The 17802-nt window shown below is 47.8% G+C and carries 12 protein-coding genes; 5 read left to right on the forward strand and 7 right to left on the reverse strand.

Features of this window, described 5'->3' with window-relative positions:
- Positions 1-85: 85 nt before the first annotated feature.
- From K0H59_RS17980 to K0H59_RS17995, 4 genes are all read right to left on the reverse strand, one after another.
- Entirely contained in the window at positions 86-3733 is a 3648-nt protein-coding gene (locus tag K0H59_RS17980; protein ID WP_220053920.1) for an Ig-like domain-containing protein, read from the reverse strand.
- Positions 3730-4326, reverse strand: coding sequence for a hypothetical protein (locus K0H59_RS17985; protein ID WP_220053921.1), 597 nt, complete (start codon positions 4324-4326; stop codon positions 3730-3732). The genes K0H59_RS17980 and K0H59_RS17985 overlap by 4 nt, the downstream gene beginning before the upstream one ends.
- Before the next feature lie 784 nt (positions 4327-5110).
- Positions 5111-6748 carry a chaperonin GroEL gene (groL, locus tag K0H59_RS17990; RefSeq protein WP_011718348.1) on the reverse strand — a complete coding sequence of 546 codons (1638 nt, stop codon included), beginning with the start codon at positions 6746-6748 and terminating at the stop codon, positions 5111-5113.
- 57 nt (positions 6749-6805) lie between these two features.
- Positions 6806-7096: a co-chaperone GroES gene (locus K0H59_RS17995; RefSeq protein WP_011071021.1), complete on the reverse strand. Its 291-nt coding sequence runs from the start codon at positions 7094-7096 to the stop codon at positions 6806-6808.
- 227 nt (positions 7097-7323) lie between these two features.
- Between K0H59_RS17995 and K0H59_RS18000 the strand changes: the two genes are divergently transcribed.
- A complete protein-coding gene (locus K0H59_RS18000; RefSeq protein ID WP_220053922.1) occupies positions 7324-8682 on the forward strand; it encodes an MATE family efflux transporter in 1359 nt (452 codons plus the stop codon).
- Here the strand turns inward: K0H59_RS18000 and K0H59_RS18005 are convergent.
- Positions 8679-9674 (reverse strand): LysR family transcriptional regulator, encoded by a 996-nt coding sequence (locus tag K0H59_RS18005; RefSeq protein WP_220053923.1) that lies wholly within the window; start codon positions 9672-9674, stop codon positions 8679-8681. The two genes, K0H59_RS18000 and K0H59_RS18005, sit on opposite strands and share 4 nt — an antisense overlap.
- Positions 9675-9803: 129 nt before the next feature.
- On the opposite strand from K0H59_RS18005, the gene K0H59_RS18010 reads away from it, so the two are divergent.
- On the forward strand, positions 9804-10886 hold the full coding sequence (locus K0H59_RS18010) for an efflux RND transporter periplasmic adaptor subunit (RefSeq protein WP_220053924.1): 1083 nt from the start codon (positions 9804-9806) through the stop codon (positions 10884-10886).
- Between the two features lie 3 nt (positions 10887-10889).
- Positions 10890-13973: an efflux RND transporter permease subunit gene (locus tag K0H59_RS18015; protein WP_220053925.1), complete on the forward strand. Its 3084-nt coding sequence runs from the start codon at positions 10890-10892 to the stop codon at positions 13971-13973.
- Positions 13974-14151: 178 nt separating this feature from the next.
- Here K0H59_RS18015 and K0H59_RS18020 read toward each other — a convergent pair whose 3' ends face one another.
- Positions 14152-14532, reverse strand: coding sequence for a hypothetical protein (locus K0H59_RS18020; RefSeq protein ID WP_220053926.1), 381 nt, complete (start codon positions 14530-14532; stop codon positions 14152-14154).
- A 187-nt stretch (positions 14533-14719) separates the two neighbouring features.
- Entirely contained in the window at positions 14720-15340 is a 621-nt protein-coding gene (locus K0H59_RS18025) for an FxsA family protein (protein ID WP_220053927.1), read from the reverse strand.
- 223 nt (positions 15341-15563) lie between these two features.
- On the opposite strand from K0H59_RS18025, the gene cutA reads away from it, so the two are divergent.
- Positions 15564-15887 (forward strand): divalent-cation tolerance protein CutA, encoded by a 324-nt coding sequence (gene cutA, locus K0H59_RS18030; protein ID WP_220053928.1) that lies wholly within the window; start codon positions 15564-15566, stop codon positions 15885-15887.
- Positions 15884-17725, forward strand: coding sequence for a protein-disulfide reductase DsbD (locus K0H59_RS18035; RefSeq protein WP_220053929.1), 1842 nt, complete (start codon positions 15884-15886; stop codon positions 17723-17725). The genes cutA and K0H59_RS18035 overlap by 4 nt, the downstream gene beginning before the upstream one ends.
- The last annotated feature ends 77 nt before the right edge of the window (positions 17726-17802 follow it).

The following is a 17802-nucleotide window of genomic DNA, read 5'->3' on the forward strand; positions in this document are numbered from 1 at the left end:
AACAGAAGCCCGAACCCCAAAATCAAATTTCAAGCAATAAAAAAGCAAGCGGTTAAGCTTGCTTTTGGCGGCATACTAATACGTGTTATTTAACACGACGACGCATGAATGCGAATGGGGCGAGTAGTAATGCAAACCACGACAAGCTACCACCTGATGAACCTTCTTTTTCAGGTTCAACAGGCGCTTGGCCTTCGCCATTAATCGTTACCGTTACAGAGGCTGTCATTTCTGCATCCCCATCCGAGATAGTGTAAGTAAAAGTCTCGGTTGCGGATTGCCCCTGATATAAGTGACTAAACTGTCCATTAGGGCTGTAAGTCACTGTGCCATCATTGTTATTGGTAACTTTACCCTTTAACGCGCCAACATTGATTGCTGTGATAGTAAGCGTATCCCCATCAGCATCAGTGTCATTTGCAAGTAAGGCAATTTGTATGTTCCCTGACTTAGTCGTTACTGCTGTGTCAGCAACAGCAACAGGTGCTTCATTAATACCCACAACACTAATGGTCACTTCCGTCGTGCTTGTTGCACCAATTTCATCGGTGATGGTGTAACTAAATACTTCGTTGGCTGTTTCACCTTTTGCCAAGCCGTTAAACTGACCATTAGGATCATAGACAAACGTACCATCGCCATTATCTGTCAGTTTACCTTTCAAACTAGCTTGTTTAGCTGTGAGGGTAAAAGTATGACCGTCAGCATCAGTATCATTGGTTAATGGGGAGATGGTAACAGTTGCATTCTCATTCACACTGACAGCATCAGCCATCGCTGTGGGTGGTGTATTAATTTTGATGGTGATATCAACGGTTGATTCTGCAAAGCCACCTTTATTGTCGGTAATGATATAGCCAAAACTGTCTAATACAGTTGAACCGGGTGTTTCATTTGCAAAAGCACTACCTGAGTCATAGTTGATAACATTACCTGAAATCGCAACAGCTCCCTTAGTTGCTCCCGTCGTCACGCTCTCGATAACAACAGTATCGCCATCAGCATCGGTATCATTGGCCAATGGTGAAATAGTCACTTTTTGGCCAGACCAAATAGTCACTGTATCTGAATTAGCCACTGGCGCATTATTTGGCGGAACGTCAGTGTTTAACGGTTCACCCGCACTGACTTGATATCCCCCCGTAGCCGCAGTGTCATCTTCATGGCTAACAACAACATATAGAGTCGATTCCAATTCAGACTTAGCTAACTTTGAGAACACATAATTTGTCGCGGATGGATTTGTTGCTAGGGTGACATTATCCACTATTGCCGTAGACGCGTCTGATTTGTACACAGTTAACTTAGGCTTCATACCTAAGCTAGCATCAGTCACGCGCACCACGAGATCTTTACTCATATCGATGTTTTCTAAGACATAGAAATCAAGGTCACCAGCACGGTCAATCACTCCATTGATACCTGCATTCGTCGTCTCGAGTTTTATTGCAGTATGATGACTGTCATCACTGTCATAATAGGGCACGTCGCTAACAACTAATGAAGTTTTCGCAATACGTACAAAGTTCTCTGTGATGGTTGGTAGCGCTTCTTGGACTGGCTCTGAGCCGTCCAATGTTGGTGTAAATAATCCTGTGGCGGTATATCTCGCCTTGCTATCCTTGTTATCAACATTCACTTCAACTTGGTAAATACCATTCTGATTGTATGGCGCAACTGCTGAGTAAATACCGTCACCAGCGACCGCATCACCTCCTTGCCCATTATCAAACATTTCCAGATTTGTCGTGTTGCCCATCGGATCCTTGATGGTCGCCAGAACGTTAGCACCAGTGATCAGTTTATCCTTGGTTAGCGCCGTCGTTAAAATCATCGGACTTGGATAAGTAACTGCATTACCTGCAAAACCTTCAACTGATACGGTATAACTCCCCGCAAGACTAGGTTCTGCACTCACATTGACTGTCGCGTCCAGTGAACGATTGACATTTGTATTGCTCAACTCAAGTTGCCATTCACCATGACCGAGCGAAGCAATAACGCTATTAGGCACATTGACATAACAAGACTGTCCGCCTGATACCGTCACGCACTCAAACGACACTCCAGCTACATGATTGCCTGAGGCGTCTTTTAGCATGAGTTGTAGGTCTGAGGCATTACCTTTATGGTTTACGAAAATGTTCACATTATCTAAACCAGAATCGATATGAATCCCCTGAGTAGCGCTCGCATTATTTGCCACATTAACCGTTGATGACACTAAGTTTTGATTATCAGTGGCGATGGCATTTGCTTGTAAAAACGCATCGATAATTTCCGCAAGTGTCGTAGGTGAAGAAAAGTATTTCCCACCCGTTGCATTCGCCATAGTCACTAAAGGACCTGTAGGCGAAGCTGAACCATAACCAAAACTAAAGATAGGCACATTCGCATTTTGATAGGCAGTGATGACTGAAGCTTCTGTTTTGATGGAGTCATTGTCGTCACCATCAGCGAGTACGAAAACAACACCGGGAGCACCACTAGCAGCAGCGGTTTGGTAAGTCATTAAATTATCAAGAGCAAGGGAGCTACCATCGAATAGTGCAGTTGAACCGCTGGCATAGATATTATCAATTGCGGCTTTCAGAGCTTGTTTAATACCAGTATCCGGCTTAGGAATTTGTTGCACAGCAAAATCTTGCTTCACGCTTGAGCGACTGGAGAAGGACACCAATCCCATCGCAGTACTGCCTTCTGCGGTAGCATCTACAAGTGTTTTCGCCGCTTGAATTGCGTTATTAATCGGCGAACCATACATGCTACCCGATCTGTCCATCACGATCTGCATATCGATATCACCTTCCACCCACACAAACTTCAGCTGATCACGGCAGCTAGACTGAGCTGCAGGTAACTCAGTTTTGACTGGGTTGCTAGCATCGGGTGCATTATTCGCTAACGTGGTGTATCGAGTGCGAGTGGGCTGGGCTGTTTTTCGACCAGATTTAGGGTCATCTTTCACATCCTGAGTGAGTACTTCCCAAGCGCTCTTTCCATAGACTCGCCCCTGTGCGGTACGGTTAACATCACCAATATTGTTGGCGGTCGAATGATTCAACCATTTCATATCACCGTTTCTCGCTTGCCATTGATTACTCATAATGGAATCAGTGGCAATATCTGTGCTGAGCGTTGCATTTGCCGCCCCAGAAACAGCATTACCTTTATATTCATCATATACACCGTAGGCATAGTGTCCCCACTCATGCGCTAAGGTATAGCCAGCTCCAAGGGGATCGGTGAGCATGTTGTGGTCTTTACCTTGTCCCGCCCCATTAGGGAACACATCACCAAACCAAATATGCATACCATTGGCGCCAAAACCCGCTGTATTGGCACGCGGCCATTCACGATCGCCCCAAATAATATCCGACTTAGATCTATGCTTATTTTCTCTGAAGATACTTATTTTTCCGAGCTTATGCTCACCATTGGATTGCTCACATACCCCATCTGCAAAATAACCTAAAATCTCTTCGTAAGCCTTCTGCTCATTACCTTTGGGATTATTGTGCAAAGATACAGTAATATCGAAAACAGCATTCGATGAATCAGAACTCATTGCTGAAACAGCTTGCATATGATTAGCAGAAACAATGGATTTTTCTTGCTGTTCAGTAACAGTGTTTACACGTGATAACCAGCTGTTTGCAGCCATAGCAGAACTGGATGTTAAAGCGAATCCTACACAGATTGCGACCTTGCTTAGTTTATTTTCCTGTATCACTTCATATCTCCTTTAGAAAGTAATAATAATTGGAAGGTGTATTTACCCTCTTTCACAACGAGTGTTCCGTTCTTCGTTAACCGTGTTGAAATTGCAGGGTATAAAGACGAAAATTCAGCTATAGGTATTAGCTGAAAAATATACTGAATGAGTTGTCCCTCAGGTAATTCAAGATCTGCGGCAATATCATTTGGAATATGTAAAACAATAATGCTGGGTTCAATATATTGTTCAGAAATGACAGCATTATATGAATAGGGGAATGCTTTCGGGTCAATTTCACAGTACTGCAACTGCTCGCTAAACCAATACTTATAAGCATGACCAAAACGTGTCACGTCTTCAGTGAGAATCTTGTCTGCACAAAGATTTGCGGGCATATTTCCAGTCACAATCTTATGTGACAAAAGCTGCAAATTGGAATCAAATACAATGACTTCGATTTCACTCTCACTGAGTTCACGAATAATCTGAGTCGTGTATTGACGCTGAATATCCAAAGATGAGTTAAATCTATAGATGACTTTTGCTTGCACTGCACCACAAAATACAGACAGCACCATAACCAAAAGAAGGGTAATCTTTCGTATCATCCGTGAATACTTACTCGTCCTAAAAATCTACACTCAATGCTAACAAAAAATAAAAAACTTTTGTATGTTTTTTAGCATATTCATAAAAATTTAAAGCTGTTTGCATTTATAGAATTTGATCGCCATTAATTTTTGATAACTAAATATAGCTCTTTTCGAATAAGCACGAAGTCCTGCATGTAACTTCGCTAGTTGCGTCTTGGCTAATGTGAAAACAATAGGCAAGAAGGATAGGACGAGCAGTCCTCCTTGGTCGACTCTTGATAAATAATCAGGGGTGAAGCCCCACGACTTTGATTTAACTCTTCTCCCCGCTTCGGATGCAAAAACTAATCTAAACCGTTGCACCAGATATAGCATTTTTGCACCATTGACCTTCTAAAACATGAATGTTTTAGTAGAACCTACAGGGAGACTCTTGTTTAAACATCAGTACGGCGTGTCACTGGTGTAACAGTGCAAAAGCCTGCGGCAGGCAATTAGGAAATATTGAACTTAGCAGCGATGCTGCACGTTATTAGCAACACAAATACAAAAAGAAACTATCAGGCACTCTGGCGCAATCAGCGCCAAAAACAAAACCCCGATACTGTTGCCAGTATCGGGGTTTTCATTTTCTTTTATCACTATTTGGGTTTAAGCGATTAAGCTAGAGACCGCAGATGTTTTGCTAATCTAGCGCAGGAAAAATCGTTTTAGAGCAAGGCTTTTTGTTGCGACGTGTAGTGTTTTTCTACACGAGTAACAAAGTAACGCAGCTATAAACGATTTTAACCAGCTAGGATCACATCATGCCGCCCATTCCGCCCATTCCACCCATTCCGCCCATATCTGGCGCATCAGCTTTTGGCAGCTCCGCTACCATTGCTTCGGTGGTAATCATCAGGCCTGCGATAGACGCTGCGAATTGCAGTGCGCTACGGGTCACTTTAGTTGGGTCAAGGATACCCATTTCTAACATGTCACCGTAGGTGTCGTTACCCGCGTTGTAACCGTAGTTACCGCTGCCGTTCTTCACAGTGTTAGCCACAACAGAGGCTTCTTCACCTGCGTTGGTTGCGATTTGACGCAGTGGCGCTTCCATTGCACGTAGGGCAATAACCACACCGTGTTTTTGGTCTTCGTTAGCCACTTCAACGTCAGCAATCTTAGAAGCTACACGTACCAGCGCTACACCGCCGCCTGGTACCACGCCTTCTTCAACCGCAGCACGGGTTGCGTGCAGCGCGTCTTCTACGCGAGCTTTTTTCTCTTTCATTTCAACTTCGGTAGCAGCACCGACTTTGATTACCGCAACACCGCCAGCTAATTTAGCCATACGCTCTTGCAGTTTTTCTTTGTCGTAGTCTGAAGTTGATTCTTCGATTTGTTGCTTGATTTGGCTAACACGCGCTTCGATTTGCGCTTGCTCACCGTTACCATCGATGATGGTGGTGTTGTCTTTAGTGATCACAACACGCTTAGCAGTACCTAAGTCTTCTAAGGTTGCTTTTTCAAGCTCTAAGCCGATTTCTTCAGCGATTACAGTACCGCCAGTTAAAATCGCTACGTCTTGCAGCATTGCCTTACGACGGTCACCAAAGCCTGGTGCTTTAACCGCTGCCACTTTCACGATACCGCGCATGTTGTTCACAACAAGTGTCGCTAAGGCTTCGCCTTCAACATCTTCGGCAACGATCAGTAATGGCTTACCAGTTTTTGCCAAACCTTCAAGGATTGGTAACAGTTCGCGAATGTTAGAGATTTTTTTGTCTACTAACAGTACGAATGGGTGATCTAATTCAACGCTGCCAGTTTCTGGCTTGTTGATGAAGTATGGAGACAGGTAACCACGGTCGAACTGCATACCTTCTACTACGTCCAGTTCGTTTTCCAGTGCTTGACCTTCTTCAACGGTGATCACGCCTTCTTTACCGACTTTTTCCATTGCAGTAGCAATGATTTGGCCGATTGACTCGTCAGAGTTAGCAGAGATAGTACCTACTTGAGCGATAGCTTTTGAGTCGGCGCAATCTTGAGAAAGGTTTTTCAGCTCGATAACGGCTGCTGCAACGGCTTTATCGATACCGCGCTTTAAGTCCATTGGGTTCATACCCGCTGCAACGGCTTTTAAGCCTTCAGTCACAATGGCTTGTGCCAGAACGGTTGCAGTAGTGGTACCGTCACCGGCGGCGTCGTTGGCTTTAGAAGCAACTTCTTTCACCATTTGCGCGCCCATGTTTTCGAACTTGTCTTCTAATTCGATTTCTTTTGCAACAGACACACCGTCTTTAGTGATCAGTGGTGAGCCAAAGCTCTTGTCTAATACCACGTTACGGCCTTTAGGGCCTAAGGTCACTTTTACTGCGTTAGCCAGAATGTTTACACCAGCCAGCATTTTTACGCGTGCGTCATTACCAAATACAACTTCTTTAGCTGCCATATTGAGTATCCTTTAAATTTTTGATGATTAATTGGAATGTCGAATTGATGTCGTGGATTAACCTACGATGGCCATCAGGTCAGCTTCTGACAGGATCAAGACTTCTTGACCGTCGATTTTTTCTTTCTTCACACCGTAACCTTCATTGAAGATCACTACATCACCTACTTTCACATCCAGTGGTCTTACAGTGCCATTTTCGAGAATACGGCCGTTGCCTACTGCCAGTACTTCTCCGCGAGTCGATTTTTCAGCGGCGCTACCGGTTAATACAATGCCACCCGCTGAAGTTGATTCAACTTCTAAACGCTTAACGATTACGCGGTCATGTAATGGACGAATATTCATCTATGAACTCTCCTAATGATTTAATGCCCAACAATCGAGGCGATTTTGTGATGAAAAAGAGGAAGCGTTTTCGCCGTCCCCTTTGATGTCTGTGATATGGGGTTAGCCCGCGTCAGATCCAAGTGCCTTTACAAAAAAAAATTCAAATTTTTGATGTCAGTTTTTTCAAGCGGGCACAATCCTGCTAGAATTCGGCCTCCGCTCGCAAACAAGGCACCATTTTCCCCATGAAAGACAGACACGGGCTGCTTAGCGCGCCAATTGGTCGTGTACTGCTCAACATGAGCCTCCCCAACTTGATTGGCATTATGACCATTCTAGGTTTTAGCCTCGCTGACACTTTTTTCATCAGTCAGTTAGGGACAGAGGCCTTAGCGGCGATCAGTTTTACCTTTCCGGTGACTTTGATTATTTCCAGCATTGCCATTGGGATTGGTGCAGGGGTTTCAACCAACCTTGGCAGGCTAATTGGCTCAGGCAATGCCCCACGTGCCAAGGTGTTTTTGCACGATGCACTGCTGCTGACCTTTATCCTGATCGCCAGCTTATCCGCCCTAGGTAGCATTTTTATTAAGCCGCTCTTTAGTTTGCTTGGCGCCAATGACACCAGCTTGCCGCTGATCCACGACTATATGGTGTATTGGTATGTGGGCGCGCCGCTGTTGGTGCTACTGATGGTGGGCAATCAAGGCCTGCGCTCGACCGGGGATACTCGCTCCCCCGCGATGATTATGGCGCTGGCGGCGATCATCAACTTAATTCTCGACCCCTTATTAATCTTCGGCATTGGGCCCTTCCCGCGCTTAGAGATCCAAGGCGCGGCGATTGCAACCCTGTTCTCTTGGCTGATAGCCCTGTCGCTCTCAGGTTATCTGTTGATTATTAAGCGCAATATGTTGGAATGGGCGGCATTTGATATAGATAGAATGCGCGCCAACTGGAGTAAACTCGCCCATATCGCCCAGCCCGCAGCTCTGATGAATTTAATCAACCCACTCGCCAATGCAGTGATTATGGCGATGCTGGCGCATATCGACCACAGTGCCGTCGCGGCCTTTGGTGCGGGCACCCGTTTAGAGTCGGTGCTCTTGATTGTGGTGATGGCGCTCTCGTCGAGCCTAATGCCGTTTATCGCGCAAAACCTAGGGGCAGGCCAAACTCAAAGAGCGAAACAGGCGTTGCTATTATCGCTTAAATTTATCTTTGTATTCCAAACCTTACTCTATATTCCGCTGGCTTTTTTCGCCCAGCCACTTGCCCATTTATTCAGTACCGATCCGCAGGTGCTAGAGTGGTTAAGTTTTTATATTCTGGTCTTACCCTGCGCCTATGGCCCGCTCGGCATAGTGATCATCTTTGCCACGGCGCTCAATGCGTACCACAGACCCATGAGCTCGTTAGTAATTAACCTGTGCCGCTTAGTGCTGCTGATGCTGCCGCTGGCGGCGCTGGGGTCTTATATCGATGGGGTGAAAGGCTTGTTGCTCGCGCTCCCCATCACCAACCTCTTGATGGGGATTGCTTGTTATTATCTGGCACAGCGCATTTGCGAACCCGCTAAGGTGACGACCGCCGACGCGATTTAAGACGTGCTTTTTTGGCGAAAGCGTAAATCATTTTGCAGGAAGGGTTCTTCGGAGGCCTTACAGACTCGGCGAGTGGCGATCCCCTCTTGACTCATATTGGTGGGCACGCCGCCAGGCGCGAGTTCTTGCAAGATAAAATCAATAAATCGACGGCTGGCAAGACTAACATAACGTCTTGATGGATAAGCTAAATAACATTCACCAGGATGTGGGTCAATCTCGGGTAACAGGGTCACTAGCTGCCCTGCTGCCACATACTCGGCCACCACTTCGGTCGGGGCATACACTATGCCTCGCCCCTGCAGGGCAAACTCCACCGCGACTTCGACACTGTTAGAGCAAAAATTGCCTCTCACTCTCACTTCCTGCTCGGCACCAATCCATAACTCATTGAAGATTTTGCCATTTGAGAGCCTAAACAAAGACACATTGTGGGACTCAATCTCCTGCGGAGTTCTCGGCGTACCGTGCTCGGCGAGGTATTCAGGGCTGGCATAGAAGCGCAGATCCGTGGTGAAGATAGGCCGCACGACTAGGTCTAAGGTATCTAGCGCGGGTTCCACCACAAAGGCCACATCGAGGTTATTCTTCACCATATCGACGGATTCGGCGCTATTAATCACTTCCACCGTCAATCTTGGGTGTAAATCCATAAAGCGGAAAATCGCCCGCATCAACACATTCATACTGTGGATAGGGAACATTTGGATCCGCAGATGACCGCTGATCTCGGCATCATCATTGGTCATCTCGAACAGGGTTTCATCGAGCTGCGCCAAGATATTTAACGAGCGTTGATAAAAATGGCTCCCCGCGGAGGTGAGCGTCATCGAACGACTCTGACGGTGGAATAGCTTGATATTCAGTTCATCTTCCAACGCCTGCAAGCGGCGACTCACGGTCGATTTAGGTAAGTTAAGCAAATCAGCAGCTTCGATCAAACTGCCGGTTTCGGCTATGCGGTGAAATAACGCTAAGTCCTCTGTCTTCATCTTTAACTTAATTTCAATCTCATTATGTGGGATTCATAATCCCAAAGTATCCCGTTTATTGCAACAAATTTAGCTGTTATCTTCGCGCCCCTGAAATGCTGATAAATTGTTATCGAGGACTCCCCTACCATGAAATCATATCGACTGTTCCCCTTGGCGGCTTTGTTGCCTGCCCTACTGACGGCCTGTACCCCCGCGGAAAGCTCAGTACAGGCGAGTGCTATTCGTCCGGTTAAACTCTTTGAGGTGATGCAGCTCGAAGGGGGAGATTTTAGGACATTTCCTGCGCGCGTCAGTGCCAATAGCCGCGCCGAGTTATCCTTTAGGATTTCAGGCGAGCTGACAGATCTCGCATTAGTGGAAGGGCAACAGATCCGCCAAGGCAGCCTCTTGGCTAAGCTCGACGACAGGGATGCCTATAACAATTTAATGACCCGCGAAGCCGAGCATGAACTCTTGGCGGCGGATTTTCAGCGTAAAACCGAACTCCTCAAGCGCAAGTTAATTTCCCAAGCCGAGTTTGATAGCGCCCAAGCGCAACTTAAATCGGCCAAAGCGGCCTTGGCCGCCGCCCGCGACCAGTTGAGTTATACCAAGCTTATCGCTCCCTTTAGTGGCACTGTGGCCAAACGTTTAGTGGATAACCACCAAATCGTACAGGCCAACCAAGGGATTTTAACACTGCAAAACAACAGCTTGCTCGATGTCAGCATTCAAGTCCCCGAGGCGATGGCGGCGAGCTTAAATAACTATATTCAGCAGCAAAACTTTACCGCTAAGGTGCGTTTTAGCGCATTAGCAGGGATGGAGTTTGACGCGAAATTCAAGGAATACTCGACCCAAGTGACCCCAGGCACTCAGGCCTATGAAGTGGTGTTTTCCTTACCCCAACCCAAAGATATTCAATTACTTCCGGGCATGAGCGCCGAGTTAACCCTCGCCTTAGTGAAAACCCTAGATCAAACCGCATCGGCCATAGTGCCAGTGACCGCCATCGATAAACGCGATCAGGATGGCCAAGTTCAAGTCTGGGTCTATCAAGCGCAATCGGGCGAAGTTAAACCCACGGCAGTGACCTTAGGCCGAGTCACCACCGAAGGCATTGAAGTCTTAGGCGGCATCAACAAAGGTGACTTGATTGTCAGCGCGGGGGTATCCCAATTATCCGACGGAATGAAAGTGAAGCCACTACGCTGGCAACGCGGAGTGTAATTCATGAACATTGCTGAGTATTCCATCCGCCACAAAGTGATTAGCTGGATGTTTGTGCTACTGCTGCTCGTGGGCGGTGGTGTGAGTTTTACCGGTCTTGGGCAATTAGAATTTCCAGAATTTACCATTAAAGAAGCCCTAGTGATCACCGCCTATCCGGGGGCCTCACCCGAGCAAGTGGAAGAAGAAGTCACCCTTCCCCTCGAAGATGCACTGCAGCAACTCGATGCGGTTAAGCACGTGACCTCAATCAATAGTGCGGGCCTGTCGCAGATCCAAATAGAGATCAAAGAAACCTACGATAAAACCAGCCTGCCACAGGTGTGGGATGAGGTGCGTCGTAAGGTGAACGACACCGCAGGACAACTGCCTCCCGGCACTAGTACGCCCAAGGTTTATGACGACTTTGGCGACGTGTACGGCATTTTGTTTAATCTCTCAGGGCCTGACTATAGCAACCGCGAATTAAGCAACTATGCCGACTATTTGCGCCGCGAACTGGTACTGGTACCTGGGGTCAAAAAAGTCTCTGTCGCGGGCAGCGTTACCGAACAGGTAGTGATTGAAATATCACAACAAAAACTCTCTGCATTGGGGTTAGATCAAAGCTATATCTACGGCCTGATTAACAATCAGAACGTGGTTTCTAATGCGGGCAGTTTAGTGGTTGGCGATAATCGTATTCGCATTCATCCCACGGGCGAATTTAGCAGTGTGCAGGATCTTGCGCGTCTGATCGTCAGCCCGCCCGGCAGCACCGAGCTTATCTATCTTGGCGACATTGCCCATATAGAAAAAGATTACGATGAAACCCCAGATGTGCTCTATCACAACCGTGGCGAAGCCGCCCTCTCCTTGGGGATTTCGTTTTCGAGTGGCGTCAACGTAGTCGAAGTAGGTAAAAGCGTTAGTGAGCGCCTTGCCGAGTTGGAGTCACAACGCCCAATTGGGATGAACTTAGATACGGTCTATAACCAAAGCCTGGCGGTGGATGACACTGTAAATGGCTTTTTGATCAACCTATTAGAATCAATCGCCATCGTTATTGCCGTACTGCTGCTGTTTATGGGCCTGCGCTCAGGCTTACTGATGGGCTTAATCCTGCTGCTGACGATTCTCGGCACTTTTATCGTGATGAAAGTACTGGGTATTGAGCTGCAACTGATCTCCCTCGGCGCCCTGATTATTGCACTTGGTATGTTGGTCGATAACGCCATTGTGGTGACGGAAGGTATTTTGATTGGCCTGCGCCGGGGTAAGACTCGCCTCGAAGCCGCTAAACAAATTGTGACGCAAACCCAGTGGCCGCTGCTTGGCGCCACAGTGATCGCGATTATCGCCTTCGCGCCGATTGGTTTATCGCAAAATGCCGCGGGTGAGTTTTGTCGCTCGCTGTTCCAAGTGTTGATGATCTCTTTATTTATCAGTTGGATTACCGCGATCACCCTGACACCTTTCTTCTGTCACTTGCTGTTTAAAGACGCCCCAGCAGACGATGAAGAGCAGGATCCTTACAAGGGTTGGTTCTTCAGCTTATACCGCGCGAGTTTAACCTTTGCCCTACGTTTTAGAATAGCCAGCATTTTATTGGTCGGCGCCATGCTCGTTACTGCGGTGATTGGCTTTGGTCATATCAAAAATGTGTTCTTCCCAGCGTCTAACACGCCAATCTTCTTTGTCGATATATGGATGCCTGAAGGCACGGATATCAAAGGTACAGAACGCTTTACCGCCGATATTGAGCAGCTGCTACTCAAGCAAGCGGAGGAGCAACACAGTGGCCTTAAACACTTAACCACAGTGATTGGCCAAGGTGCGCAGCGTTTCGTCCTGCCCTATCAACCGGAAAAAGGTTACCCCGCCTTTGCCCAGTTGATCATCGAGATGGAGGATCTAACGTCGCTCAAAGTCTATGTGTCTGAGTTAGAAAAACAGCTAAATCAACGATTCCCACAGGCGCAATATCGATTCAAGAATATGGAAAACGGTCCGTCTCCGGCCGCGAAGATTGAGGCGCGTTTCTACGGTGATGATCCTGAAGTGCTGCGTGCTCTGGGCGCTCAAGCCGAAGCGATTTTCCATGCTGAGCCGAGTATGGATGGCGTTCGCCATGATTGGCGCAACCAAGTGCCGTTAATCCGCCCACAGCTGCAAAATGCGCAGGCGAGGGAAACCGGGATCAGTAAACAGGATCTGGATAATGCGCTGTTAATTAACTTTAGCGGCAAACAGATTGGCCTTTACCGCGAAACCAGCCATTTACTGCCCATCGTTGCCCGTGCCCCCGCCGAAGAGCGTTTGCAGGCGGACAGCCTGTGGAAACTGCAAATCTGGAGTAGTGAGCACAGCACCTTTGTGCCTGCAACCCAAGTAGTGAGCCAGTTTGAAACCCAGTGGGAAAACCCCTTAGTGAAACGTCGTGACCGGATGCGGATGTTAGCGGTTCTGGCCGATCCTAAACTGGGCAGCGATGAGACCGCCGATTCTGTCCTGCGTAAAGTGAAGGATAAGGTTGAAGCCATCAGTCTCCCCGCTGGTTATCACCTCGAATGGGGCGGCGAGTATGAGACCGCTGGCGAAGCCCAAACTGCGGTATTTAGCTCGATTCCATTGGGCTACTTGGCGATGTTTTTAATCACAGTGTTCCTGTTTAACTCGGTACGCCAACCCTTAGTGATTTGGTTTACCGTGCCACTGGCCTTGATAGGTGTCTCAGCAGGATTACTGATTTTCGACGCGCCCTTTAGCTTTATGGCACTGCTGGGGCTGCTGAGTCTATCGGGCATGGTGATTAAAAACGGCATTGTGTTAGTCGATCAAATCAACCTAGAACTTGACGAAGGCAAGCCAGCCTATATCGCCTTAGTCGATTCGAGTGTCAGCCGTGTACGCCCCGTGATGATGGCAGCGATCACGACCATGCTCGGGATGATCCCGCTGATCCCAGACGCCTTTTTCGGCTCGATGGCGATCACTATCATTTTTGGTTTAGGTTTTGCGTCGCTGCTGACCCTTATTGTGCTGCCAGTGATGTACAGCCTGGCCTTTAATATCAAACCGAATGCGGTGGCGAGCGAGCATCACTAGCCCGCCACTCCCCCTAAACGCTTCCCGGCGTGGCCGATCGATGTGGTATGACTCATCGATTGGCCCTTTCTTCCCTTAAATTAACCACTTAACCTCAAAAACAAAAACGCCCAGATTTCATCTTGGTTATCGACAAAAATCTAGGCGCAGTAAGGGCGGATGACGATAGCGTTAGACGTTAGTTGACGACCTTTTTCACTACTTTCTTGGCATCGACCCCCTCTTTTTTATCATGCTTGTCTTGCTTTAGCGCATCGGCGGCTTTGTCGGATAACTTATCGTCGGGTTTGATATCATCGACCTTATCACTGACCGAATCAGTGACTTTATCCTTGGCATCACCAACGGCATCTTTAGCATCTTTCGCCGTACGTTCGGCGGCTTTTTCTGGTGTACAACGTCCGCTCACGCCCGTAGTCGCCTTAACCGCCGCATTCTTGGCGACTTTTTCAGGGTCGCAATTAGGATCTAAGGGGCCTGCGACTGCGCTATAGGTAATCAGCGAGCAAGTTACGACAGACAACAATCCCGAAATCAGCTTTAACTTAGTCAGACTCATATTCAACCTCCATGAATAATATGTTCGAGCTTTACTATAGTACGTCGCTAAGTTGAAGCAAACCGACTTAAGCTACCCACTACAACTATTGCGACAACGCGCATAAAAACAAGCTCCCAGAGGTTTGCACCAGTGGGAGCTTGTAGAATATTGCGTGAGTAACGGCTTAATCTGTCAGGATCAATGGTTAAGATTTTGGATCTTTGGGCTGAGTGTCGTTAGGCTCATGCACTTTCGCGTCACCGTCTCTATCCGTTAATTGATGACTCTCGGGACGTTTATCGCTCGGATCAGCCTTATGCTCAAAGTCTCCTTCGTACACATTGCCGTCGGAGTGTGTATGTTGCTCGAAGGGATTCTGCCCAAATGGATTCGATTGCGAGCCGGAATGCGGTCCAAATGGGCCTGCACCAAAACCACCGTGCATTCCGCCCTGTAAACCGGATACTACCCGCAGCTGCATACGCTTAAACACTAAGGCGGCAATCGGGCGACGCGTTAAGGGAGTGAGTAACAGTAGGCCAATAAAATCAGTCACAAAGCCTGGGATAACCAGCAATACCCCCGCCATAGCCAACATCATGCCTTCGACTATTTCCTGCCCCGGCGCCTCGCCTCGCGTGAGTTTTTGCTGTACTTGCATAAGCGTGCTCAGCCCTTGGCTACGCACGAGGGACACACCCAATACGGCGGTGAATAATACCAGACCAATAGTAGTCCAAGTGCCGAGCACTTCGCCCACGCGGATTAACACTGACAGTTCGACAACTGGGATCAGCACAAATAATAAAAACAGGATTAAAAACATACCGACCTCAGATTTATCTCGCTTACTTGAAAACTAAATGGGGGCTATCCGGTCTTAATTCAAGTCATTCGGCAGGAGCTGTCTGTAAAGGAGTGAAACTTCTGATATTTAGCTCACTCTTTTGTTACCCGGTTAATGTATGAGACCATAAAAGCACGTAAAGTAGCTTAGCCTAATAGGCTTAAGCGAAGTTTAAGATTGTTAAGGGACGATACCTCACACTATGCAAGCTCAGTATTTAGTGGTCAGCACCAGTTGCCCAGATGAAGTTCAGGCAAAGCGCATCGCCCACGCCTTAGTGGAAGCGCGTATCGCCGCTTGCGTGCATATCTCGGCGCCGATCCGCTCAGTGTATGCATGGGAAGGAAAAATCTGTGAGGAGCAAGAAATTAGCTTACACATTAAATGTTTACAAAGCCGCTATGCCGAGTTAGAACAGCTTATGCTTCAACTCCACCCTTATCAAGTGCCTGAAATTATTGCCGTACCCGTCACTCACGGGCTACCAGCCTATTTAGATTGGATAAAAGATAACACTCAGCCATGAAAAAACTACTTAGCTTTATCTTCACCGCATTACTGCTGCTTGCGCCCTTAACTCAAAGTAGCAATGTCTTCGCTAATAGCTTCGGTTTTCTAAAAAGTGAGCCAGAGTTAATGCCTGTCGATCAAGCCTTTGCCTTCGATTTTAAGCAGGAAGGCAATAAGGTCACCCTCAATTGGGTGATTGCCGACGGCTACTACATGTATCGGGATAAGCTTAAGTTTAGTGTCAATGGCGCCGAACTTGGCACCATCGACCTGCCAAAGGGCAAACCCCACAACGACGAATATTTCGGTGAGCAAGAGGTGTACTACACCTATATCGATATTCCCGTGGGCCTGAAACAAGCCGATGATAACGGCACCTTAAGCGTGACCTTTATGGGCTGCGCCGAGGGCAAACTCTGTTATCCACCGACCAAGCGCGATGTCACCCTAAAAGCCGTCGCGGCCAATGATGGCCAAATCGCGACTGGTACAGACAGCAGCGAAAATACTGAGTCTGCCGCCACTGCTGACGCTAAGCAAACAGGCAGCGCCCCAAGCCAACCTATTACCCAGCAGGATAGCCTAAGCCAGATGCTGTCTAACGACAGTTTGCTCTGGACCTTAGTGATCTTCTTCGGCCTAGGGATTGGTCTGGCGCTCACGCCTTGCGTCTTCCCCATGTATCCGATCCTATCGGGCATTATTGTTGGCCAAGGGCAAAAACTCTCGACCGCCAAGGCCTTCACCCTGTCGATGGCCTATGTGCAAGGTATGGCGATCACCTACTCGATTTTAGGTCTAGTGGTTGCCTCTGCGGGGATGAAATATCAAGCGGCGCTTCAACATCCCGCTGTGCTGATCTTTTTAGCTATCCTATTCTTTGTACTCAGTTTATCCATGTTCGGTTTGTACGATCTCAAACTGCCTTCTAGCTGGCAGGAGAAGATGAACTCGATTTCCAACAATCAAAAGGGCGGCAATTTAGTAGGCGTGTTTTTGATGGGGGTGATCTCAGGATTAGTGGCCTCACCTTGTACAACGGCCCCGCTGTCAGGCGCCCTGGTCTATGTGGCGCAAACCGGTGATTTATTGCAAGGTTTCCTCGCGCTCTACGTGCTGAGCATGGGTATGGGCGTGCCGCTACTCATCATTGGTACCTCGGGTGGTAAGTTACTGCCACGCGCTGGCGCTTGGATGAACATCATTAAAACCGTGTTCGGTTTCCTCCTGATTGCGGTATCGATTGTGATGCTTGGTCGTATTTGGACGGGTGTGGTTTCCGATGTGCTCTGGTCGCTCTGGGGCATTAGCTTCACCGGTTATCTGATGCACCAAAACAAACTCAGTGCCTTCAACTGGAAACAAACCGTGCGCTCAGTGCTGCTCACGCTCACACTGCTGGCCAGTTTCTCCTACGGTTTCCAAGCGGTTATGGGGCACTTTGGTTTTACCCATGCGCCAATGGGCACTGTGGCGACAACCGAACAGGAGCACGGCTTTAAACGCATTAAATCTATTGAAGATTTAGACCGTGAAATCGCCGCAGCGACCGCTGCGGGTAAGCCAGTGATGCTGGATCTCTACGCCGATTGGTGTGTGGCCTGTAAAGAGTTTGAGGCCATCACCTTTAAGGACGCCGAAGTGTTAGTGCGAATGAACAAGATAGTGTTATTACAGGCCGACGTGACTAAGAGCGATGCCGTGGATGTGGCACTGCTAGAGAAATACAATGTGCTGGGCCTACCGACGCTGCTGATGTTTAACGAGCAAGGCGAGCAGAGGGAAGATTTAAGAGTGACTGGCTTTATGGGACCGAAGGAATTTGCCGCCCATTTAGATCACTTAGTGAAATAATCTCAGCTAAAACGCCAATTTATCTCTGCGCCGTTTTAGCGTAAAACCAATAAAAAGCGGACTTTTTTCATTAAAAG

It is taken from the genome of Shewanella sp. FJAT-51649 (assembly GCF_019457435.1).
Lineage (GTDB): Bacteria > Pseudomonadota > Gammaproteobacteria > Enterobacterales > Shewanellaceae > Shewanella > Shewanella mangrovisoli.

Coding starts and splice junctions, on each gene's coding strand:
- K0H59_RS18035 (WP_220053929.1), top strand. CDS start 15,884: ATGAAAAAACTACTTAGCTTTATCTTCACCGCATTACTGCTGCTTGCG.
- cutA (WP_220053928.1), top strand. CDS start 15,564: ATGCAAGCTCAGTATTTAGTGGTCAGCACCAGTTGCCCAGATGAAGTT.
- K0H59_RS18020 (WP_220053926.1), bottom strand. CDS start 14,532: ATGAGTCTGACTAAGTTAAAGCTGATTTCGGGATTGTTGTCTGTCGTA.
- groL (WP_011718348.1), bottom strand. CDS start 6,748: ATGGCAGCTAAAGAAGTTGTATTTGGTAATGACGCACGCGTAAAAATG.
- K0H59_RS18000 (WP_220053922.1), top strand. CDS start 7,324: ATGAAAGACAGACACGGGCTGCTTAGCGCGCCAATTGGTCGTGTACTG.
- K0H59_RS18025 (WP_220053927.1), bottom strand. CDS start 15,340: ATGTTTTTAATCCTGTTTTTATTATTTGTGCTGATCCCAGTTGTCGAA.
- K0H59_RS17985 (WP_220053921.1), bottom strand. CDS start 4,326: ATGATACGAAAGATTACCCTTCTTTTGGTTATGGTGCTGTCTGTATTT.
- K0H59_RS18010 (WP_220053924.1), top strand. CDS start 9,804: ATGAAATCATATCGACTGTTCCCCTTGGCGGCTTTGTTGCCTGCCCTA.
- K0H59_RS18015 (WP_220053925.1), top strand. CDS start 10,890: ATGAACATTGCTGAGTATTCCATCCGCCACAAAGTGATTAGCTGGATG.
- K0H59_RS18005 (WP_220053923.1), bottom strand. CDS start 9,674: ATGAAGACAGAGGACTTAGCGTTATTTCACCGCATAGCCGAAACCGGC.
- K0H59_RS17995 (WP_011071021.1), bottom strand. CDS start 7,096: ATGAATATTCGTCCATTACATGACCGCGTAATCGTTAAGCGTTTAGAA.